The organism is Plantibacter sp. CFBP 13570 (assembly GCF_014841395.1).
Classification (GTDB): Bacteria; Actinomycetota; Actinomycetes; order Actinomycetales; family Microbacteriaceae; genus Plantibacter; species Plantibacter auratus.
In genome coordinates, this window is the sequence record NZ_JACYTW010000014.1 from 1 (window position 1) to 17,391 (window position 17,391).

Sequence of the window (17,391 nt, forward strand, 5' to 3'; positions counted from 1 at the left end):
CCAGCGCGGTCCGCCCAGGCGTCGCCGGCCAGGTGCAGGACGGTGTGGGCACCGGCCCCGGCATCGGCGGCGGCGTGCGCGGCGGTGACGGCGGCACGAGCACCGCGCTGCATGCCGATGCCGTGGTCGCCGTCACCCGCGACGGCGTCGATCCGTCCGAGCTCCTCGACGTTCGTGTCGATGACCTGGACGAGCGCGTCGAGGGCCTCGACCACGACCGCGGCGGCGGCCCGGGACGCGTCGGTGGACTCGGGGATCTCGGCAGCCGTCTCGGCGACGAGCTCCGAGGGGTCGAGCTGCTCGGCCGCTGCGACGACGCCCTTGCGGTAGGCGGAGGTGTCGGCACCGGCAGCCCAGAAGCCCTCGAGCTCCTCGTCCAACCAGAAGAGCGTGAGCGAGACGCCGGCCATGTCGAAGCTCGTGACGAGCTCGCCGACCTCGGGATCGACGATCTCCACCCCTGCGGCCTCGAGCTGCGCCGCGACCGCACGGTAGACGACGAACAGTTCCTCGTACTTCACGGAGCCGAGCCCGTTGAGGATGACGCCGACGCGAGCGCCCGTGGCTTCGGAGACACCCTCGGGCAGTTCCGCGAGCAGCGAGGAGACGAGCAGGGTGGCGAGTTCATCGGCCGTCGGCACGTCGGTCTCGTCGATGCCGGGCTCGCCGTGGATGCCCATGCCGACCGCCATGCGACCCTCGGGCACGGTGAACAGCGGCTCGGTCGCGCCCGGCAGGGTGCAGCCACTGAACGCGACGCCGAAGGATCGGGTGCGCTCGTTCGCGTGGGTGGCGACGCGGACGACCTCGTCGAGGTCGTAGCCCGCCTCGGCCGCGGCGGCAGCGGACTTGAAGACGGTGAGGTCGCCCGCGATACCGCGACGCTTGTGCTTCTCGGCGAGGGGCGCGCTCGAGATGTCGTCGGTGACGGCGACGCTGCGGGTGGGGATGCCCGCCGCGTTCAGCGCGTCCTGCGCCTGGGTGAAGTGGAGCACGTCGCCCGCGTAGTTGCCGTAGCTCAGGAGGACGCCGCCGCCACGCTGCGCCGCCTTCGCGACCGACTCGACCTGGTGGGCGGACGGCGACGCGAACAGGTTGCCCATCGCCGCGCCATGAGCGAGGCCCTGGCCGACGATGCCGCCGAACGCCGGGTAGTGGCCGGAGCCTCCGCCGATGACGAGCGCGACCGTGCCCTCGGGCGTCCGGGTGCTCCGGACGACGCCACCGGTCACGCGCCGGACCTGGTTGCGGTTCGCGGCGACGAAGCCGTCGATCATCTCGTCGGCGAAGTCCGCCGGATCGTTGAAGAGGCGTGTCATCGGGTCTTACCCGTGAGGTCGTCGTGCGAGACGCGCAGCTCGCGAGAGCTCCGCTGCTTCGAGAGGATCACCATGAGCGTCGCGGAGATCATCATGAAGCCACCGACGATGAACATCGGGACGACGTACTGCGGGGTGTCGCCGACCTTGGTGAGGTCCGCGACGGCACCGGTGATGTACGGCGCCGAGAACCCGGCGAGGTTGCCGACCGTGTTGATGAGCGCGATGCCGGCAGCCGCTGCCGCACCGGTGAGGAACTGCGTGGGCAGCGTCCAGAAGTTCGGCAGCGCGGCGAAGATCGCCATGGCGGTGACCGCGATGATCGCGATGGTGAGGGCGGGCGAGTTGGCGAAGAGCGCGAGCGGGATGCTCACGGCGCCGACGATCGCGGGGATCACGATGTGCCAGGTCTTGAGACCACGACGCGTCGCGTCACGAGACCAGAAGTACAGGGCGATGGCGGCCGGCACGTACGGGATCGCCGTGATGAGGCCCTTCTGCATGACGTTGAACTCGACGCCGAAGCTGGCCTGGAAGCCCTCGATGATCGTGGGGAGGAAGAAGCCGAGTGCGTAGAGGCCGTAGATGAAGCCGAAGTAGATGAAGGCGAGCATCCAGACGCGACCGCTCGTGAACGCGTGCTTGAGGCTGACGTGGCCCTGCTTCTGCTCGGTGGTGGCCTTCTCGTGCGCGAGCGCCGCCGTGAGCCAGACCTGCTCCTCGGTGGTGAGCCACTTGGCGTCCGCGGGGCGGTCCTTCAGGTAGAACCAGGCGATGACGCCGATGAGGATGGCCGGGAGCCCGACGCCGAGGAACATGAAGCGCCAGCCCTCGAGACCGAAGAACACGCCGTGCTGGCCGATGAGCCACCCGGCGAGGGGTGCGCCGATGACGGTGGTGAGCGGCTGCGCCAGGTAGAAGAGGGCGAGGATCTTGCTGCGGTGCTTGGCCGGGACCCAGAGGCTCAGGAAGAGGATCGCTCCCGGGAAGAAGCCGGCTTCGGCGACACCGAGCACGAAGCGGAGGATCGCGAGCTGCTCGAAGTTGGCGACCCAGGTGAACAGGACCGCGACGATGCCCCAGGTGACCATGATGCGGGCGAGCCAGCGGCGGGCGCCGAACTTGTTGAGCGCGAGGTTGCTGGGCACCTCGAGCAGGATGTAGCCGATGAAGAACACGCCGGACGCGAAGCCGAACTGGGCGGCGGAGAGCGCGAGGTCCTCGTTCATGCCGTTGGGGGCGGCGAAGCCGATCGCGGTACGGTCCAGGTAGTTGATGAAGAACATCAGCGCCACGAACGGCACGAGACGGATCGAGACCTTCCGGATGGCTGATCGCTCGACAGCCGGATTGGCCGCGGGGGCGGTGGTGTCCACTATGACTCCTCGGGTGGGCGGCATCGATGCCGCGGGCAGGGCGTGGTCCGGGCCGGACCGGAATGAACGATACATCAACCGGTTGACCAATTCAAGCATCGCTGGTCCCCCGTGCACCCCTCCCGTTCCCTGAGCTTGTCGAAGGGCCGCGATACAGTGAACCCATGCCTGCGTTCCCGGATCGGCCGACCGACGACATCTCGTCCAGCCTCGGACCGGTCGCCGTGGGATCCGCCGTCTCCGCCGTCGCGAAGCGCCTGCTCGACCATTTCACGAGCGGTGAGATCGCCCCGGGGACCCGCCTCCCACCGGAACGTCAGCTCGCCGCGTCTCTCGGCATCGGGCGCTCAGCCGTCCGCGAGGCACTCGCGGCGCTCGAGATCCTCGGCGTCGTCGACGTCCGCCCGGGCAGCGGCACCTACCTCCGCGGCAGCGTCTCCGAGCTCCTCCCCGAGACGCTCAGCTGGGGCCTCATGCTCGGCGAACCACGGACCCGCGAACTCATCGAGGTGCGCGGCCAGCTCGAGGTCTTCGCCGCCGGCCTCGCCGCGACGCGCATGGACGACATGGCACGCAACCGGCTGCGCAACCACCTCACCGCGATGAGCGAGGCGGGTGCCAACCGCACCAAGTTCATCGAAGCCGACCTCAAGTTCCACTTGGAGCTCGCCTCGGCCACCGGGAACCGCGTGCTGTCCGACCTCCTGCAGAGCATCCGCTCGCTCCTCCGCATCTGGGTGGAGCGCGGCATCCACGAGGACGTCGACGCACAGCGCGCCTTCGAGGAGCACGAGGCCGTTTACGAGGCGATCATGTCGGGCGACCCCGCCGCGGCCACGGCAGCGATGCAGCACCACATGGACACCGCGACCGAGCGCCTCAACCGCACCCTCACGGCGTAGCACTTCGACAGGCTCAGTGACCGGGGTTCGGCTCAGTGACCGGGGTTCGGGTCAGAGACTGGATCCCGTCCGGGGCCGCACTTCGACAAGCTCAGTGACCGGAGGGGGCTACTCAGTGACCGGGGTTCGGGTCAGTGACCGAGTCCCGGTCCCTGAGCTTGTCGAAGGGCGCTCAGGCGCGGATCGCCTCGACGACCGCGTCCACCGCGGCCTCCACCGCCCGCGTCCGCGCATCGGCGTCCTCGCCCTCCGAGTCGTGGACGAAGGTCGTCACGCCGCGGCGAGCGCCGCAGAAGTCGACGATGCCGTGTTCGAGCTGCGTCCGCATCGCCTGCTCGTAGCCGTGGCGGTCGTACACCCCGGCGTCGTCACCAGCGATCGGCACGAGGTGCACGCGCAGGCGGTCGAGCTTCCGGACGATCCCGCCGTCCGCGTCGAGGCCGAACGCCCAGCCGTTGACGAACACGCGGTCGAACCAACCCTTGAGGAGTGCGGGCGCCGACCACCAGTACACCGGGAAGACGAGCACGAGGTCGGTGGCCCGGTCGAGCCGCTCCTGCTCGGCGGCCACGTCCGGGGTGAAGTCACCGCCGACGCGGTAGGTGTGACGGTCGGCGAGCGTGTACCGCGGGTCGAAGCCCTCCGCAGCCAGGTCCGCGACCTCGACGCTGGTCGAGCCGGCGGTCGATCGCAGCTCCTGCGCGAGCCGCTGGGCGAGGTGATGGGTGAGGGAGTCGGGGTCGGGATGGGTGGTCACGATGAGCGTCGGCACACTCCATCATCGCCTGCATCGGACGCGGGATCAGCCGTTCGGCACCCTCCGCAGGATGACCTGGGTCCGTCCGCCGACTGATGCCGACGGCGGGGCGAGCGCCCTACAGTTGTCGGAATGAGCGGATGGACATGGCAGGCATGGGTCGGACTCGTCGGCGGCACGGTGATCTTCTTCGCCGTCCTCGGTCCGATCCTGCTCGTGCAGCTCCGTCGCTACGGCCAGATGTCGCTCCCCCGGGTGATCGGTGCTGCGGCGGTCAGTGTCTACGCGGTGGCCCTCGTGGCGTACACGCTGCTGCCGCTGCCGGACGAGCGCGCGAACTGCAGCACGGCCCACGGCGCGCTCGAGCTGATCCCCGGGCACTCGATCGGGGACATCGCACGAGAGACCGCCGGGCTCTCCGTCCTGAGCACCCTGACGAGCCACGCGTTCCTCCAGGTCGTCCTGAACGTGATCCTGTTCATCCCGTTCGGCGCCATCGCGCGGCGGTACTGGAACCGCGGGCTCGGTGTCTCCATTCTGCTCGGGGCGCTCGTCTCCCTCCTGATCGAGTCGACGCAGTACACGGGCATCTGGGGCTTGTACGAATGCGCCTACCGGGTGGCCGACGTCGACGACGTGATCACGAACACGGCCGGTGCCGCGATCGGAGCACTCATCGCTCCGATCGTCCTCGGGTGGATGCCGAGCGCGCGAGCCCTTCGTGCCACTCGCGACCGGGCGCGACCCATCACCGTCTGGCGACGCTGGTTCGGCATGGTGCTCGACGCGTTCGCCGTGAACCTCTCGATCACGGTGCTGTCGCTCGTGTTCGTCGTCCCACGCGTCCTGCTCACGGGTGCGACCGGGACCGCCAACGACCCGACGCTGCCCGAGGTGCTCAGCATCGGTGCGGGCACGGCCGTCCTCGTGATCGTGCTGCCGGCGTTCATCGGGAGCGGTGCGTCGCTCGGGCAACGTCTCGTCTGGCTCGCTCCGCAGTGGCCGGACGGACGCGGCTCGGTGGCACGCCGCCTCTACCGCGGGTCCGTGGTGGCCCTGCCGTACATCGCCACGACGACCGCCGCGCAGATACCCGACGCCACGAGCGGCCTCGCCCAGACGATCGTCGGGATCATCGGGATCCTCAGCTTCGTCATCGTCACCACGGCCGTCGTCTCCGTACCGTTCACCCGGCACCGCCGCGGCGTCTCGTACGCCTCCGTCGGCGCGGACCTGCGCGACGCCCGCACGACCACGCCGTAGCGCGACAGCAGGAGATCAGCGCCGGAGCAGGACGCACTCGCCCAGAGGCTCCTGCCACCGGGCGGATCTCCTGCTGCCGCGCCGGCCGCTCCGCGCCTAGAGCTCGGAGCCGAGGAGCCCCGACAGGAAGGCGTGGAGCTCGTCCGCCATGTCGACCGACTCCGGTGCGAGCAGCCACTGCACCTGCAGGCCGTCCATGAGCGCGAGGGTCATGAAGGCCGCGCTGGTGGTGGGGAAGTCGGCCCGCACCCGTCCTGCGGAGACGAGCAGCCCGAAGGTGCGCTCGAGCCGCCCGCGCGTGCCCTCGTAGCGCTCGACGAAGTAGTCGTGCGCCGGGTGGTCGGGCGACGTCGCCTCCGCCGAGAGCGTGCAGTAGAGCGCGACCACGCCGGGCACGGAAGCGTTGTAGCGGGCGAGTGCGACCAACCCCCGGAGCGTTTCGATCGGGTCATCGCCGTCCATCGGCACGAGCGTCGCCGAGAGGTCGTCGCGGTGGGAGAGCACGGCGGCGAGCAGCGCGCTCTTGTTCGGGAAGTGGTGCAGGAGTCCGGCCTCGCTCATCCCCACCTGCGCGGCCACCTCCCGAAGCGAACCCGCGCGGTATCCCCCGTTGGCGAAGACGGCGAGCGCGGCGTCGAGGATCGCGACGCGCTTCATGCCGGTTTTCGCATATGCACCGCGGGGCTTCCCCTGCGGCTTGTTCCCGGTCTTGACCGATGTCATCGGACGACCTCCCCCTTCGGACGGCTTCACGATAGCGCGTTCCCCGTCGAACGCCGCGGCCTGGTCGTGATCCAACTGTGACATGGCCGAAAACAAAAAGCTAGTGACCACTCGGGTTTCATGCTAGCGTCCTCAATCACCAGCGATCCGATGAGGGATTGCTCACAGCGAATGGACAAAGATGTTCCGATGGAAGACGACCGCAGCCGTCGCGGTCACCGCTGCTGCACTCGTGCTCACCGGATGCTCCGGTAGCACCTCCGGCTCTGACAGCGGCTCCGGTGGCACCCTGATCCTGGGTGCGATCACTCCCCCCACCACGTTCGACCCGGCCGGCTCCGAGTGGGGCAACCGCTCGCCCTTCTACCAGGCCGTCTTCGACACCCTGCTCGTCGCCACCGCCGACGGCGAGATCGTCCCGTCGCTCGCGACCTCCTACGAGTACAACGACGACAACACCGTCCTGACGCTCAAGATCCGCGACGACGTCACCTTCACCGACAAGTCGAAGCTCACCGCCGACGTCGTCAAGCAGAACCTCGAGCGCTTCAAGACCGGCACCTCCCCCGACGCCGGCTACTTCGCGGGCGTCGCCTCCGTCGAGGCACCCGACGACACCACCGTCGTCATCACCCTGAGCGCACCCGACCCGGCCATGCTCAACTACCTCACCCGCGACCCCGGCCTGATCGCCAGTGCCGAGTCGTTCGACAGCCCCGACCTCGCCACCAACCCGGTCGGCTCCGGGCCGTACGTGCTCGACACGGCCGCGACCGTCACCGGCACGAGCTACAGCTACACCGCGAACCCCGACTACTGGAACAAGGACTGGCAGCACTACGACAAGCTGACCATCAACGTCCTGCAGGACGCGACCGCCGGCCTCAACGCCGTCAAGTCGGGCGAGGTCAACGGCATCAAGCTCGCCAACAACGACAACCTCGCTGAGGTCGAGGGCGCCGGCTGGACCGTCAACGCCAACGAGCTCGACTTCCAGGGCATGCTGCTCCTCGACCGCGCCGGCACGATGAACCCGGCGATCGCCGACGTCCGCGTCCGCCAGGCCATCAACTACGCGTTCGACCGCCCGGCCCTGCTCAAGGCACTGCAGAACGACAACGGCACGGTCACGGGTCAGGTCTTCCCGGAGAACTCCCCCGCCTACGACAAGTCGCTCGACGACCGTTACGGCTACGACCCCGAGAAGGCCAAGGAGCTGCTCGCCGAGGCGGGCTACGCCGACGGTCTGACGCTCTCGATGCCGTCCTCCACGGTGCTCGGCGCCACTACCTACACGCTGATCTCGCAGCAGCTGGCCGACGTCGGGATCACCGCCGAGTACACGGACCCGGGCAACAACTTCATCGCCGACCTCCTGGCCCCGAAGTTCCCCGTCTCCTTCATGGCGCTGGAGCAGAACCCGGACTGGCAGCTCATCCAGTTCATGATCGCCCCGAACGCCGTCTTCAACCCCTTCAAGTACGACGACCCGAAGGTCGACGAGTACATCAAGCAGATCCAGTACGGCGATGAGGCGACGCAGGGCAAGGTCGCCAAGGAACTCAACGCCTACATCGTCGAGCAGGCCTGGTTCGCCCCCTTCTACCGGGTGCAGGGCAGCTTCGCAACGGACGCCAACACGACCGTCAAGATGATCCCGACGAACGCGTACCCGTCCATCTACGACATCCAGCCGAAGTAGTCCGCTGATCCTGAGCCGGTCGAGGGGTTCGCCCGTCGACCGGCTCAGGGACCGGGACCGGCCGGCCGCACGTCGGTTCGACCCCGGCCCGCCCGAGTGCCCAGCGCTCGGGCGGGCCGGCCCCAACACCCCTCACTCACCCACTTCCTGGAGTGACCCATGCTCGGATTCATCCTCAGACGCCTGGTGTCCGGCGTCGTCCTCATCTTCGTGATCTCCGTGATCGCGTACTCCCTCCTCTACCTCGGCGGCGGCGACATCGCCCGCCGGATCCTCGGCCAGAGCGCCACCACCGAGACCGTCGCGAAGAAGGCCGCCGAACTCGGCCTCGACCGCCCGCTTCCGGTGCAGTACCTCGATTGGATCACCTCCGCCTTCCAGGGCGACCTCGGCCGCTCGTGGTTCACCGGCCAGCTCGTCTCCTCCGGCGTCACCGGCCGCCTCGCCGTCACCCTCTCGATCGTGCTCGGCGCGACCATCATCGCCGCGATCGTGTCCGTCATCCTCGGTGTCCTCGCCGCCCGTCGCGGTGGATGGATCGACAATGTCGTCCAGTTCATCTCCGTCATCGGCTTCGCGATCCCCAGCTTCCTCATCGCTCTCGTGCTCGTCATCACCTTCGCGATCAACCTGCGCTTGTTCAAAGCAACTGGATACATCCCGATCACCACGTCCTTCTCCGGCTGGGTCGCCTCGGTGACGCTGCCGATCATCGCCCTCGCGATCGGCGCCATCGCGACGGTCTCGCAGCAGGTGCGCGGTTCCGTCGTCGACGCGATGTCGAAGGACTACGTCCGGACGCTCCGCAGTCGCGGGCTCGGCACGGGCCGCGTCATCTACAAGCACGTGCTGCGGAACGCCGGCGGCCCGGCTCTCGCCGTCCTCGCCGTGCAGTTCATCGGCCTCCTCGGCGGCGCCGTCATCATCGAGCAGATCTTCGCCCTCCCGGGCATCGGTCAGCTCGCCGTGCAGGCCACGACCCAGGGCGACATCCCCATCGTCATGGGGGTCGTCATCGCGACGGCCATCATCGTCGTCGTCGTCAACCTGCTCATCGACCTCGCGCAGGCTGCGCTCAACCCGAAGGTGCGACTGTCATGACCGCCATCGAAACCCCGCTCACCGTCCCGACCCCGCAGGTCCGCGTCAACCTCCTGCGTCGGCTCCTCAAACGCCCGATCGGCGCCGCGTCCCTCGTGTTCCTCGTGCTCATCGGGGTCGTCGCGATCCTCGGACCGCTCATCGCCCCGCAGGACCCGAACCTCGCGTCCCTGCAGCAGGTCTTGGCGCCTCCGAGCGCCGACCACCTCCTCGGCGCGGACAGCGCCGGGCGCGACGTGTTCTCCCGGCTGCTCGCCGCCACCCAGATCAGCGTCGCCGCAGCGCTGCTCGCCCTCGTCGTCGCGATCGTCATCGGGGTCGTCGCCGGACTGATCGCCGGGTACTACCAGGGCTGGTTCGACTCCGTGTCGTCCTGGTTCACGGGCCTCATCATGGCGCTGCCCGGCATCGTCGTCCTCCTCGCCGCCCGCGCCGTCCTCGGCCCGTCGGTCTGGATCTCGATGGCGATCTTCGGCATCCTGCTCTCGCCCTCCTACTTCCGCCTCGTCTACGCGGCGGTCACGGCCGTGCGCTCGGAACTCTACGTCGACGCCGCCCGGGTCTCGGGCCTCAGCGACCCGCGCATCATCGGCAAGCACATCCTCTCCGTCGTCCGCGCACCGATCATCATCCAGTCGGCGATCATCGCGGGCATCGCCATCGCGATCCAGTCCGGCCTCGAGTTCCTCGGTCTCGGCGACCTGTCGGTGCCGACCTGGGGGTCGATGCTCAACGACGGCTTCACGAACATCTACAAGGCACCGATCCTCATGGTGTGGCCGTCGCTCGCGATCGCGCTCACCTGCATCGCGCTCACCCTGCTCGCCAACGCGATGCGCGACGAGCTCGAGCGCACCGTGTCCGTCCGTCGGCGCCGTCGCAAGATCGTCACGACCTCGAAGACGGGCTCGAACACGATCGTCACCCAGTCGATCAGCACCTCCGGGATCAGCGAGGACGAGATCGTCGGCGTCCCGCCCATCCGCCACGACGACGACGCCCGCGCCTCCGCTCGCGCCGAGGAGCTCGTCCTCAGCGTGCGCGACCTCCGCGTCGGCTACGACCAGGAGGGCGGCCGGGTCACCGAGGTCGTCCACGGCGTCGACCTCGACATCCGCAAGGGCGAGGTCCACGGCCTCATCGGCGAGTCCGGTTCGGGCAAGACCCAGACCGCGTGGGGTGTCCTCGGGCTCCTGCCGCGCGGCGGGCGGGTCACGGACGGCACGATCCGCTACGAGGGCACCCGGCTCGACACCCTCGGGGAGCGCGAGTACACGGCCATCCGCGGCAAGCGCATCGGCTACATCCCGCAGGAGCCGATGTCGAACCTCGACCCGGCGTTCACGATCGGCAGCCAGCTCGTCGAACCCCTGCGCGTCACCCTCGGCCTCAGCAAGAAGGAGGCGACGGACAAGGCGCTCGCCCTGCTCGAGCGGGTCGGCATCCCGAACCCCAAGCGCACCTTCGCCGCGTTCCCGCACGAGGTCTCGGGCGGTATGGCGCAGCGCGTGCTCATCGCCGGCGCCGTCTCCACGGACCCGGACATCATCATCGCCGACGAGCCCACCACCGCCCTCGACGTGACCGTGCAGGCGGAGGTCCTCGACCTGCTGCGCGACCTCCAAGCGGAGCGCCACATGGCGATGCTCCTCGTGACGCACAACTTCGGTGTGGTCGCCGACCTCTGCGACCGGGTCTCGGTCATGCAGAACGGCCTCATCGTGGAGACCGGGCCGGTGCGCTCGATCTTCAACCACGCACAGCACCCGTACACGCAGTCGCTGCTCGGCGCGATCCTCGACGAGGGTCCCGCCCGACCGGCACTCGCGACGAACCTGACAGGAGAGACCCGATGACGTCGTCACTGCTCGAGGTGAAGGACCTCGAAGTCGAGTACCCGGGCAAGGGGTTCCGTGCCCAGTCGTTCAAGGCGCTCAAGGGGGTGTCGATCGACATCAAGCCCGGTGAGACCGTCGGCCTCGTCGGCGAGTCCGGCTCCGGCAAGACCACACTCGGTCGCGCCGTGCTGGGCCTCGCCCCGGTCACCGGCGGCAGCATCCGCTACCGCGACCAGGAGATCGGGCACCTGAAGCGCAAGGAGCGCCGGGCACTGAGCTCGGAGATCCAGGTCGTGTTCCAGGACCCGTACTCCTCGCTCAACCCCTCGCTCACGATCGAGCAGATCCTCACCGAGCCGCTCACCGTCCGCGGCGTTTCCGGCGCCGACGCCCGCAAGCGCGTCGGATCCCTGCTCGACCAGGTGCAGCTGCCGACCGGCGCGGCCTCACGGCTCCCCCGGGAGTTCTCGGGCGGCCAGCGGCAGCGCATCGCGATCGCCCGGGCGCTCGCCCTCGATCCGAAGCTCATCGTGTGCGACGAGCCCGTGTCGGCCCTCGACCTGTCGACGCAGGCGCGGGTCCTCGACCTCTTCATCGACATCCAGGAACAGACGGGCGTCGCCTACCTGTTCATCTCGCACGACCTCGCGGTCGTCCGGCACATCAGCCACCGCGTGGCGGTCATGTACCACGGCGAGATCGTCGAGTCCGGTGACGGCGACCAGGTGACGGCGCACCCGGCGCATCCCTACACGCAGCGCCTGTTCATGGCGGCACCGATCCCCGACCCGGACCGCCAGGAGGACCGCCGGGTGGAGCGACGCCGCCTCATCGACGAGCAGCGTGCGGCGGAGTCCGCCGCCTGACCGTCGCTTCGACCGCCCGGTCGGCCGGGGCCAGGAACCTGGCCGGCCGGGCGCACCACCCACACCATCCGGTCCCTGAGCTTGTCGAAGGGCCCACATCCGGTCCCCGAGACCCACATCGGTCCCTGAGACCCACAACCGGTCCCTGAGACCCACATCCGGTCCCTGAGACCCACCATCCGGTCCCTGAGCTTGTCGAAGGGCCACCCCAGAACGGACCCACATCGCATGACCATCACCACTCCCCGGCACGCCGCCGTCACGAAGCCCGTCGACACCGCGGCGATCGACGCCCTCGTCGCCCGGCTCGACCTCGAGGAGAAGGTCGCGCTCGTCTCCGGTGCCGACTTCTGGACCACGGTCCCGCTCGAGAAGATCGGCCTCCGCGCCATGGTCCTGTCCGACGGCCCGGCCGGCGTCCGCGGTCCGCTGTGGGACGAGCGCTCGCCGTCGATCAACCTCCCGTCAGCGACCGCGCTGGCGTCATCGTGGGATCCGTCGCTCGCCTACCGATACGGCGCCGTCGCCGCGGCCGAGGCCCGCCGCAAGGGCGTCGACGTCGTCCTCGGCCCGACCATCAACCTCCACCGTTCCCCGCTCGGCGGGCGGCACTTCGAGGCGTTCAGTGAGGACCCGGAGCTGACCGGATCGCTCGCGGCCGCCTACGTCAGCGGCCTGCAGGACAACGGCGTCGCCGCGACCCCCAAGCACTACGTCGCCAACGACTCCGAGACCGACCGCTTCACGGTCGACGTGCACGCGAGCGAGCGCGCCCTCCGCGAGCTCTACCTCGCGCCGTTCGAGCGCACGGTGACCGAGGCCGGCACCTGGGCGATCATGAGCGCCTACAACTCCGTCGACGGCGTCACGATGAGCGAGAACGACCTCCTGGAGACGCCGCTCAACTCGGAGTGGGGCTTCGACGGCGTCGTCGTCAGCGACTGGACCGGCGTCCGCAGCCTCGGCTCGGCACCGGCGTCGCAGGACCTCGCCATGCCCGGCCCCGCTCCCGCATGGAGCGCGGCCCTCGTCGAGGCCGTCCGCGACGGCCGCGTCGCCGAAGCCGACGTCGACCGCAAGGTCGCCCGACTCCTCGCCCTCGCGGTCCGTGTCGGTGCCCTCGGCGAGGAAGCGCTGGCGCCGGCCCCGGTCGACGGGGTCGCCTTCTCCCGCGAGGCCGAGACCGAGGGCGTCGTGCTGCTCGACAACGACGGCACGCTCCCCCTCGACGCCGCCGCGCTCACCCGCGTCGCCGTCATCGGGCACAACGCCCGCGACTCGCGCACCCAGGGCGGTGGCAGCGCGACGGTCCTCCCCGAGCACACCGTCAGCCCGCTGGAGGGACTCCGACTCGCGCTCCCCGAGGCGACGATCGACTACGCCGTCGGCGCGATCGTGCAGGAGGGCGTCGCCGAACTCCCGCTTGAGCGCCTCACCAATCCGCGCACGGGTGACCCCGGTCTCGTCGCCACGTTCCTCGACGCCGACGGTGTGGAACTCTTCACCGAGGACCGCCGATCCACCGCGCTCGTCTGGTTCGGCGGCGACGCTCCGGTCACCACGGCGTCGCAGCTCGTCCTCACCACCACGTACACGCCGGAGGCCACCGAGCAGCTGCGGCTCGGCTTCGCCACGGGGCTCCACGGCCGGCTCTTCGTCGACGGCATCCTCCTCGTCGACGAGCAACCCGTGGTCGTCGGGAACGACCTCGGCGCGGCACTGCTCGCCCCGCCGTCGGCGACCGGGGCGTTCGCCGCCCAGGCCGACGTCGCCGTCGAACTCCGCGCGGAGTTCGACCTCTCCCCGAGCGAGAACGGTCTCGGCGCGATCAGCGTCACCGTCGGTCGCGCTCCCGACGACTCCGACCCCGACGCCCTCATCGCCCAGGCGGTCGAGGCGGCCCGCGCGGCCGATGTCGCCGTCGTGGTCGTCGGCACGAACTCGAAGGTCGAATCGGAGGGCTGGGACCGCAGCGACCTCACCCTCCCTGGCCGTCAGGACGAGCTCGTCCGCGCCGTCGCCGCCGTGAACCCGCGCACCGTCGTGATCGTCAACTCCGGCGCCCCGGTCCTGCTCCCCTGGAGCGACGAGGTCGCCGCCGTGCTCCTCGGCTGGTTCGGCGGACAGGAGATGGGCAACGCCCTGGCCGACGTGCTCCTCGGTGTCGCCGAACCCGGTGGTCGTCTGAGCACCACCTGGGCTGCGGCGCTCGACGACGTCCCGGTGCTCGACGTCACCCCGGTGGACGGCGTGCTCCGCTACGAAGAGGGCATCCACATCGGCTACCGCGCGTGGCTCCGCTCAGGTGCCACGCCCGCCTACTGGTTCGGCCACGGGCTCGGGTACACGAGCTGGTCCATCGACGGTGGCGAGGTCTCGGGCGACGTCGCTTCCGGTGATGCCCGCGTCGCCGGGACCGCGACGAACACCGGCGACCGCGCCGGCAAGCACGTCGTGCAGGTGTACGCGGAGCGACCGGACTCCTCGGTCGACCGCCCCGTGCGCTGGCTCGTCGGATCGGCCGTCGTCCGCGCGGGCGCCGGCGAATCGGTCGCCTGGGAGGTCGCGCTGCCGGCCCGGGTCTTCGCCCACTGGGTGGACGGCTGGCAGGTCGAGCCAGGCGACGTCACCCTCCGGATCGGATCGTCCGTCGTCGACCTGGTTCACGAACACGTCGTCACCATCGCGGCAGGGACTTCCCGATGACCGCGCACGTGGCGCGGATCGGTCGGCTGCGGGCGGAGACCCGTGACGACAGCCCCGCGGTCGCGACGCCGACGCCTCGGCTGAGCTGGACCGTCGAGACCGGTGGCTCCGACTGGGTGCAGGCCTGGGCCGAGCTCCGGGACGGCAGTGGTGTCACGGCGCGTGTCGAGGGCCGCGACTCCGTCCTCGTCTCCTGGCCGTTCACCCCGCTCGCGCCGGACGAGGTGCGCACCGTCGAGGTCCGTGCCGCGTCGACCGCGGGTGAGGAGACACCCTGGAGCGAGCCGACCGTCGTCGAGGCCGCGTTCCTCGCCGACGGAGCCTGGACCGCCCGCTTCATCGGTCTCGCGGCGCCCGAACGTCCGGCGCAGCCGATCCGGGTGCGCCGCACCTTCACGGTCGGCGGGCCCGTCCGTCGCGCCCGGCTGTTCTGGACCGCGCTCGGTGCCGCCGAACCGCAGCTGAACGGGCTGCCCGCCTCGGAGGACGTCCTCTCCCCCGGTTGGACCGCCTACGGCGACCGCCTCGTGCACGAGACCGTCGACGTCACCGCGCTCGTCGAGCCGGGCGAGAACGTCCTCGCCGCGACCGTCGCCGGCGCCTGGTACACCGAGCGCTACGGGTTCTTCCAGTTCGCCGAGCGGATCTACGGCGACCAGCCACGCTTCGCCGCCCAGCTGCAGCTCGACTACCTCGACGGGACGACGGAGACGCTCGTCACCGATGCGAGCTGGTCGGCGGCCGACGGTGCCGAGCTCGTCGACAGCGGCATCTACGCCGGCGAGGCGATCGACACCACCCTGGCCGAACCCGGCTGGTCGACGACGGCGTTCGACGCGTCCACCTGGGCCCCTGCCCTCGTCGACGACGCTGCGCACCCGGTGCCGGAGGCCCGCATCGCCGCGCCTGTCCGTCGCATCGAGGAGCGCGCGGTGGCGGAGGTGCTCACCTCGCCGTCCGGCGCGACCATCCTCGACTTCGGCCAGAACCTCGTCGGCCGCCTCCGGCTCACCGTCGCCGGCCCGCGGGGCACGACGCTCACGCTCCGGCACGCCGAGGTCCTCGACGAGGGCGAACTCGCCCTGCGTCCCCTCCGCAACGCCGCGGCCACCGACCACGTCACGCTCTCGGGAGACGGCGAGCAGACGATCGAGCCCCGCTTCACCTTCCACGGCTTCCGCTACGCGCAGATCGACGGCTGGCCGGGCGCGTTCGACCCGGCGTCGGTCACCGCCGTCGTCCTCCACAGCGACCTCACGCGCACGGGTTGGTTCTCCTCCTCGCACGAGCTGCTCGACCGCCTTCACGAGAACGTCGTCTGGGGCATGCGCGGCAACTTCCTGAGCATCCCGACCGACTGCCCGCAGCGCGACGAACGGCTCGGCTGGACGGGTGACCTGCAGGTCTTCGCTCCGACCGCGAGCTTCCTCTACGACAGCTCCGCCTTCCTCGACTCCTGGCTGCGCGACCTCGCGCTCGAGCAGGGACACCAGGACGGTGTCGTCCCCATGGTGGTCCCGGCCGCACTGTCCGGCTTCGCCGGCGGCGGTCCGACCGCGGCCTGGGGCGATGCCGCGACCGTCGTGCCGTGGGTGCTCCACGAGCGCTACGGCGACCTCGGGATCCTGCGCGAGCAGTACCCGTCGATGCGTTCCTGGGTGGAGGCCGTCCTCCGGGTGAGCACCGACGGTCTCTGGTCGAACACCTTCCAGCTCGGCGACTGGCTCGACCCGAGCGCGCCGCCGGACCAGCCGGCCAAGGCCAGGGTGGACTCGGACATCGTCGCGAGCGCCTATCACGCGCGATCCCTCCGGATCCTCGCCGACACCGCCGGGCTCCTCGGGGAGACGGCGGACGCCGAGCGGTACGGCGACCTGGCCGAGCGGAGTCGGGCGGCCTTCAGTGCCGAGTACGTGACGCCCGCCGGCCGGATGATGTCCGACGCGCCGACCGCGTACGCCCTCGCCCTGCGGTTCGACCTCGTCGACGATCCCGCCGTGCGGCAGCGCCTCGCGGACCGCCTCGCCGACCTCGTCCGCGCCGACGGCTACCGCATCGGTACCGGTTTCGTGGGGACGCCGCTCATCACCGACGCGCTCGCCGACGGCGGACACCTCCGCGCGGCCGGCCGCCTCATGCTCCAGACCGAGAACCCGTCCTGGCTCTCGCCCGTCACCAAGGGCGCGACCACGATCTGGGAGCGCTGGGACAGCCTGCTCGAGGACGGCTCGGTCAACCCGGGTGAGATGACCTCGTTCAACCACTACGCGCTCGGCGCCGTCGCCGACTGGCTGCACCGCACCGTGGCCGGCCTCGCTCCCGCGGCTCCCGGCTACCGCGAACTCCGGATCGCACCGCGGCCGATCGACGGACTCGACCACGCCGAGGCCCGACACCTCACCCCCTACGGCGAGGCATCGGTGGCGTGGCGACGCGAAGGGTCGTCCCTCCGGGTGTCGGCGGTCGTGCCGCCGAACACGACGGCGACGGTCGCGTTGCCGGGTGCCCCCGAGGAGACCGTCGGGTCCGGTCGCCACGACTGGACGATCGAGGTCACGGACGCCGGCTCGAGTGCCGATGACGACATCACGCTCGGCCTCGACTCGCCGCTCTCCGAGATCATCGACCGACCTGCCGCGTACGACGCCCTCCTCAGCTCGGTGGGTGCCCACGATCAGGCCAAAGCCGACGACATCCGCCGCGGCACCCAGTGGAGTCGGGGTCGGACCGTCCGTCAGCTCCTCATGTTCACGCCGCCGTCGATGCTCGACGAGGTGGACGCGGCGCTGGCCGCAGCCACTCCGGCACCAGGAGTTGCGCGATAACCCCCGCTCGACT

The 17,391-nt window shown here is 70.2% G+C and carries 12 protein-coding genes; 8 read left to right on the forward strand and 4 right to left on the reverse strand.

The genetic code is table 11. The features are described 5' to 3' along the window. Both IFT89_RS07050 and IFT89_RS07055 read right to left on the reverse strand, forming a co-directional pair. A partial coding sequence (locus tag IFT89_RS07050; protein ID WP_202938584.1) for a dihydroxyacetone kinase family protein occupies positions 1 to 1,319 on the reverse strand: 1,319 nt, incomplete at its 3' end. Next, entirely contained in the window at positions 1,316 to 2,695 is a 1,380-nt protein-coding gene (locus IFT89_RS07055; RefSeq protein WP_240043985.1) for an MFS transporter, read from the reverse strand. The genes IFT89_RS07055 and IFT89_RS07050, both read right to left, overlap by 4 nt. Before the next feature lie 164 nt (positions 2,696 to 2,859). Here IFT89_RS07055 and IFT89_RS07060 point away from each other — a divergent pair, with 164 nt between their 5' ends. After that, the gene (locus IFT89_RS07060; protein WP_064295407.1) at positions 2,860 to 3,597 is read left to right on the forward strand and encodes a FadR/GntR family transcriptional regulator; all 738 of its coding nucleotides are present in this window, start codon (positions 2,860 to 2,862) and stop codon (positions 3,595 to 3,597) included. A gap of 172 nt (positions 3,598 to 3,769) precedes the next feature. On the opposite strand, the gene IFT89_RS07065 is transcribed toward IFT89_RS07060, so the two are convergent. Next, positions 3,770 to 4,369, reverse strand: a complete 600-nt coding sequence (locus tag IFT89_RS07065; RefSeq protein ID WP_202938585.1) for an NAD(P)H-dependent oxidoreductase — start codon at positions 4,367 to 4,369, stop codon at positions 3,770 to 3,772. Positions 4,370 to 4,486: 117 nt separating this feature from the next. Here IFT89_RS07065 and IFT89_RS07070 point away from each other — a divergent pair, with 117 nt between their 5' ends. Next, complete coding sequence (locus IFT89_RS07070; protein ID WP_202938586.1) at positions 4,487 to 5,617, forward strand: VanZ family protein; 1,131 nt, start codon at positions 4,487 to 4,489, stop codon at positions 5,615 to 5,617. 96 nt (positions 5,618 to 5,713) lie between these two features. Here IFT89_RS07070 and IFT89_RS07075 read toward each other — a convergent pair whose 3' ends face one another. Continuing rightward, positions 5,714 to 6,274, reverse strand: a complete 561-nt coding sequence (locus tag IFT89_RS07075; protein ID WP_228501437.1) for a TetR/AcrR family transcriptional regulator — start codon at positions 6,272 to 6,274, stop codon at positions 5,714 to 5,716. A 247-nt stretch (positions 6,275 to 6,521) separates the two neighbouring features. On the opposite strand from IFT89_RS07075, the gene IFT89_RS07080 reads away from it, so the two are divergent. The 6 genes from IFT89_RS07080 to IFT89_RS07105 all read left to right on the forward strand — a co-directional run bounded on the left by IFT89_RS07080 (position 6,522) and on the right by IFT89_RS07105 (position 17,378). After that, on the forward strand, positions 6,522 to 8,042 hold the full coding sequence (locus IFT89_RS07080; protein ID WP_085511321.1) for an ABC transporter substrate-binding protein: 1,521 nt from the start codon (positions 6,522 to 6,524) through the stop codon (positions 8,040 to 8,042). Between the two features lie 159 nt (positions 8,043 to 8,201). Next, positions 8,202 to 9,143, forward strand: coding sequence for an ABC transporter permease (locus tag IFT89_RS07085; protein ID WP_085511322.1), 942 nt, complete (start codon positions 8,202 to 8,204; stop codon positions 9,141 to 9,143). Then, positions 9,140 to 10,999 carry a dipeptide/oligopeptide/nickel ABC transporter permease/ATP-binding protein gene (locus IFT89_RS07090; protein ID WP_137242779.1) on the forward strand — a complete coding sequence of 620 codons (1,860 nt, stop codon included), beginning with the start codon at positions 9,140 to 9,142 and terminating at the stop codon, positions 10,997 to 10,999. Before IFT89_RS07085 ends, IFT89_RS07090 begins: the two co-directional genes overlap by 4 nt. Further along, the gene (locus IFT89_RS07095; RefSeq protein WP_064295413.1) at positions 10,996 to 11,847 is read left to right on the forward strand and encodes an ATP-binding cassette domain-containing protein; all 852 of its coding nucleotides are present in this window, start codon (positions 10,996 to 10,998) and stop codon (positions 11,845 to 11,847) included. Before IFT89_RS07090 ends, IFT89_RS07095 begins: the two co-directional genes overlap by 4 nt. A gap of 228 nt (positions 11,848 to 12,075) precedes the next feature. Beyond that, positions 12,076 to 14,553, forward strand: a complete 2,478-nt coding sequence (locus tag IFT89_RS07100) for a beta-glucosidase family protein (RefSeq protein WP_202938587.1) — start codon at positions 12,076 to 12,078, stop codon at positions 14,551 to 14,553. Beyond that, the gene (locus tag IFT89_RS07105; RefSeq protein WP_202938588.1) at positions 14,550 to 17,378 is read left to right on the forward strand and encodes a family 78 glycoside hydrolase catalytic domain; all 2,829 of its coding nucleotides are present in this window, start codon (positions 14,550 to 14,552) and stop codon (positions 17,376 to 17,378) included. Before IFT89_RS07100 ends, IFT89_RS07105 begins: the two co-directional genes overlap by 4 nt. The last annotated feature ends 13 nt before the right edge of the window (positions 17,379 to 17,391 follow it).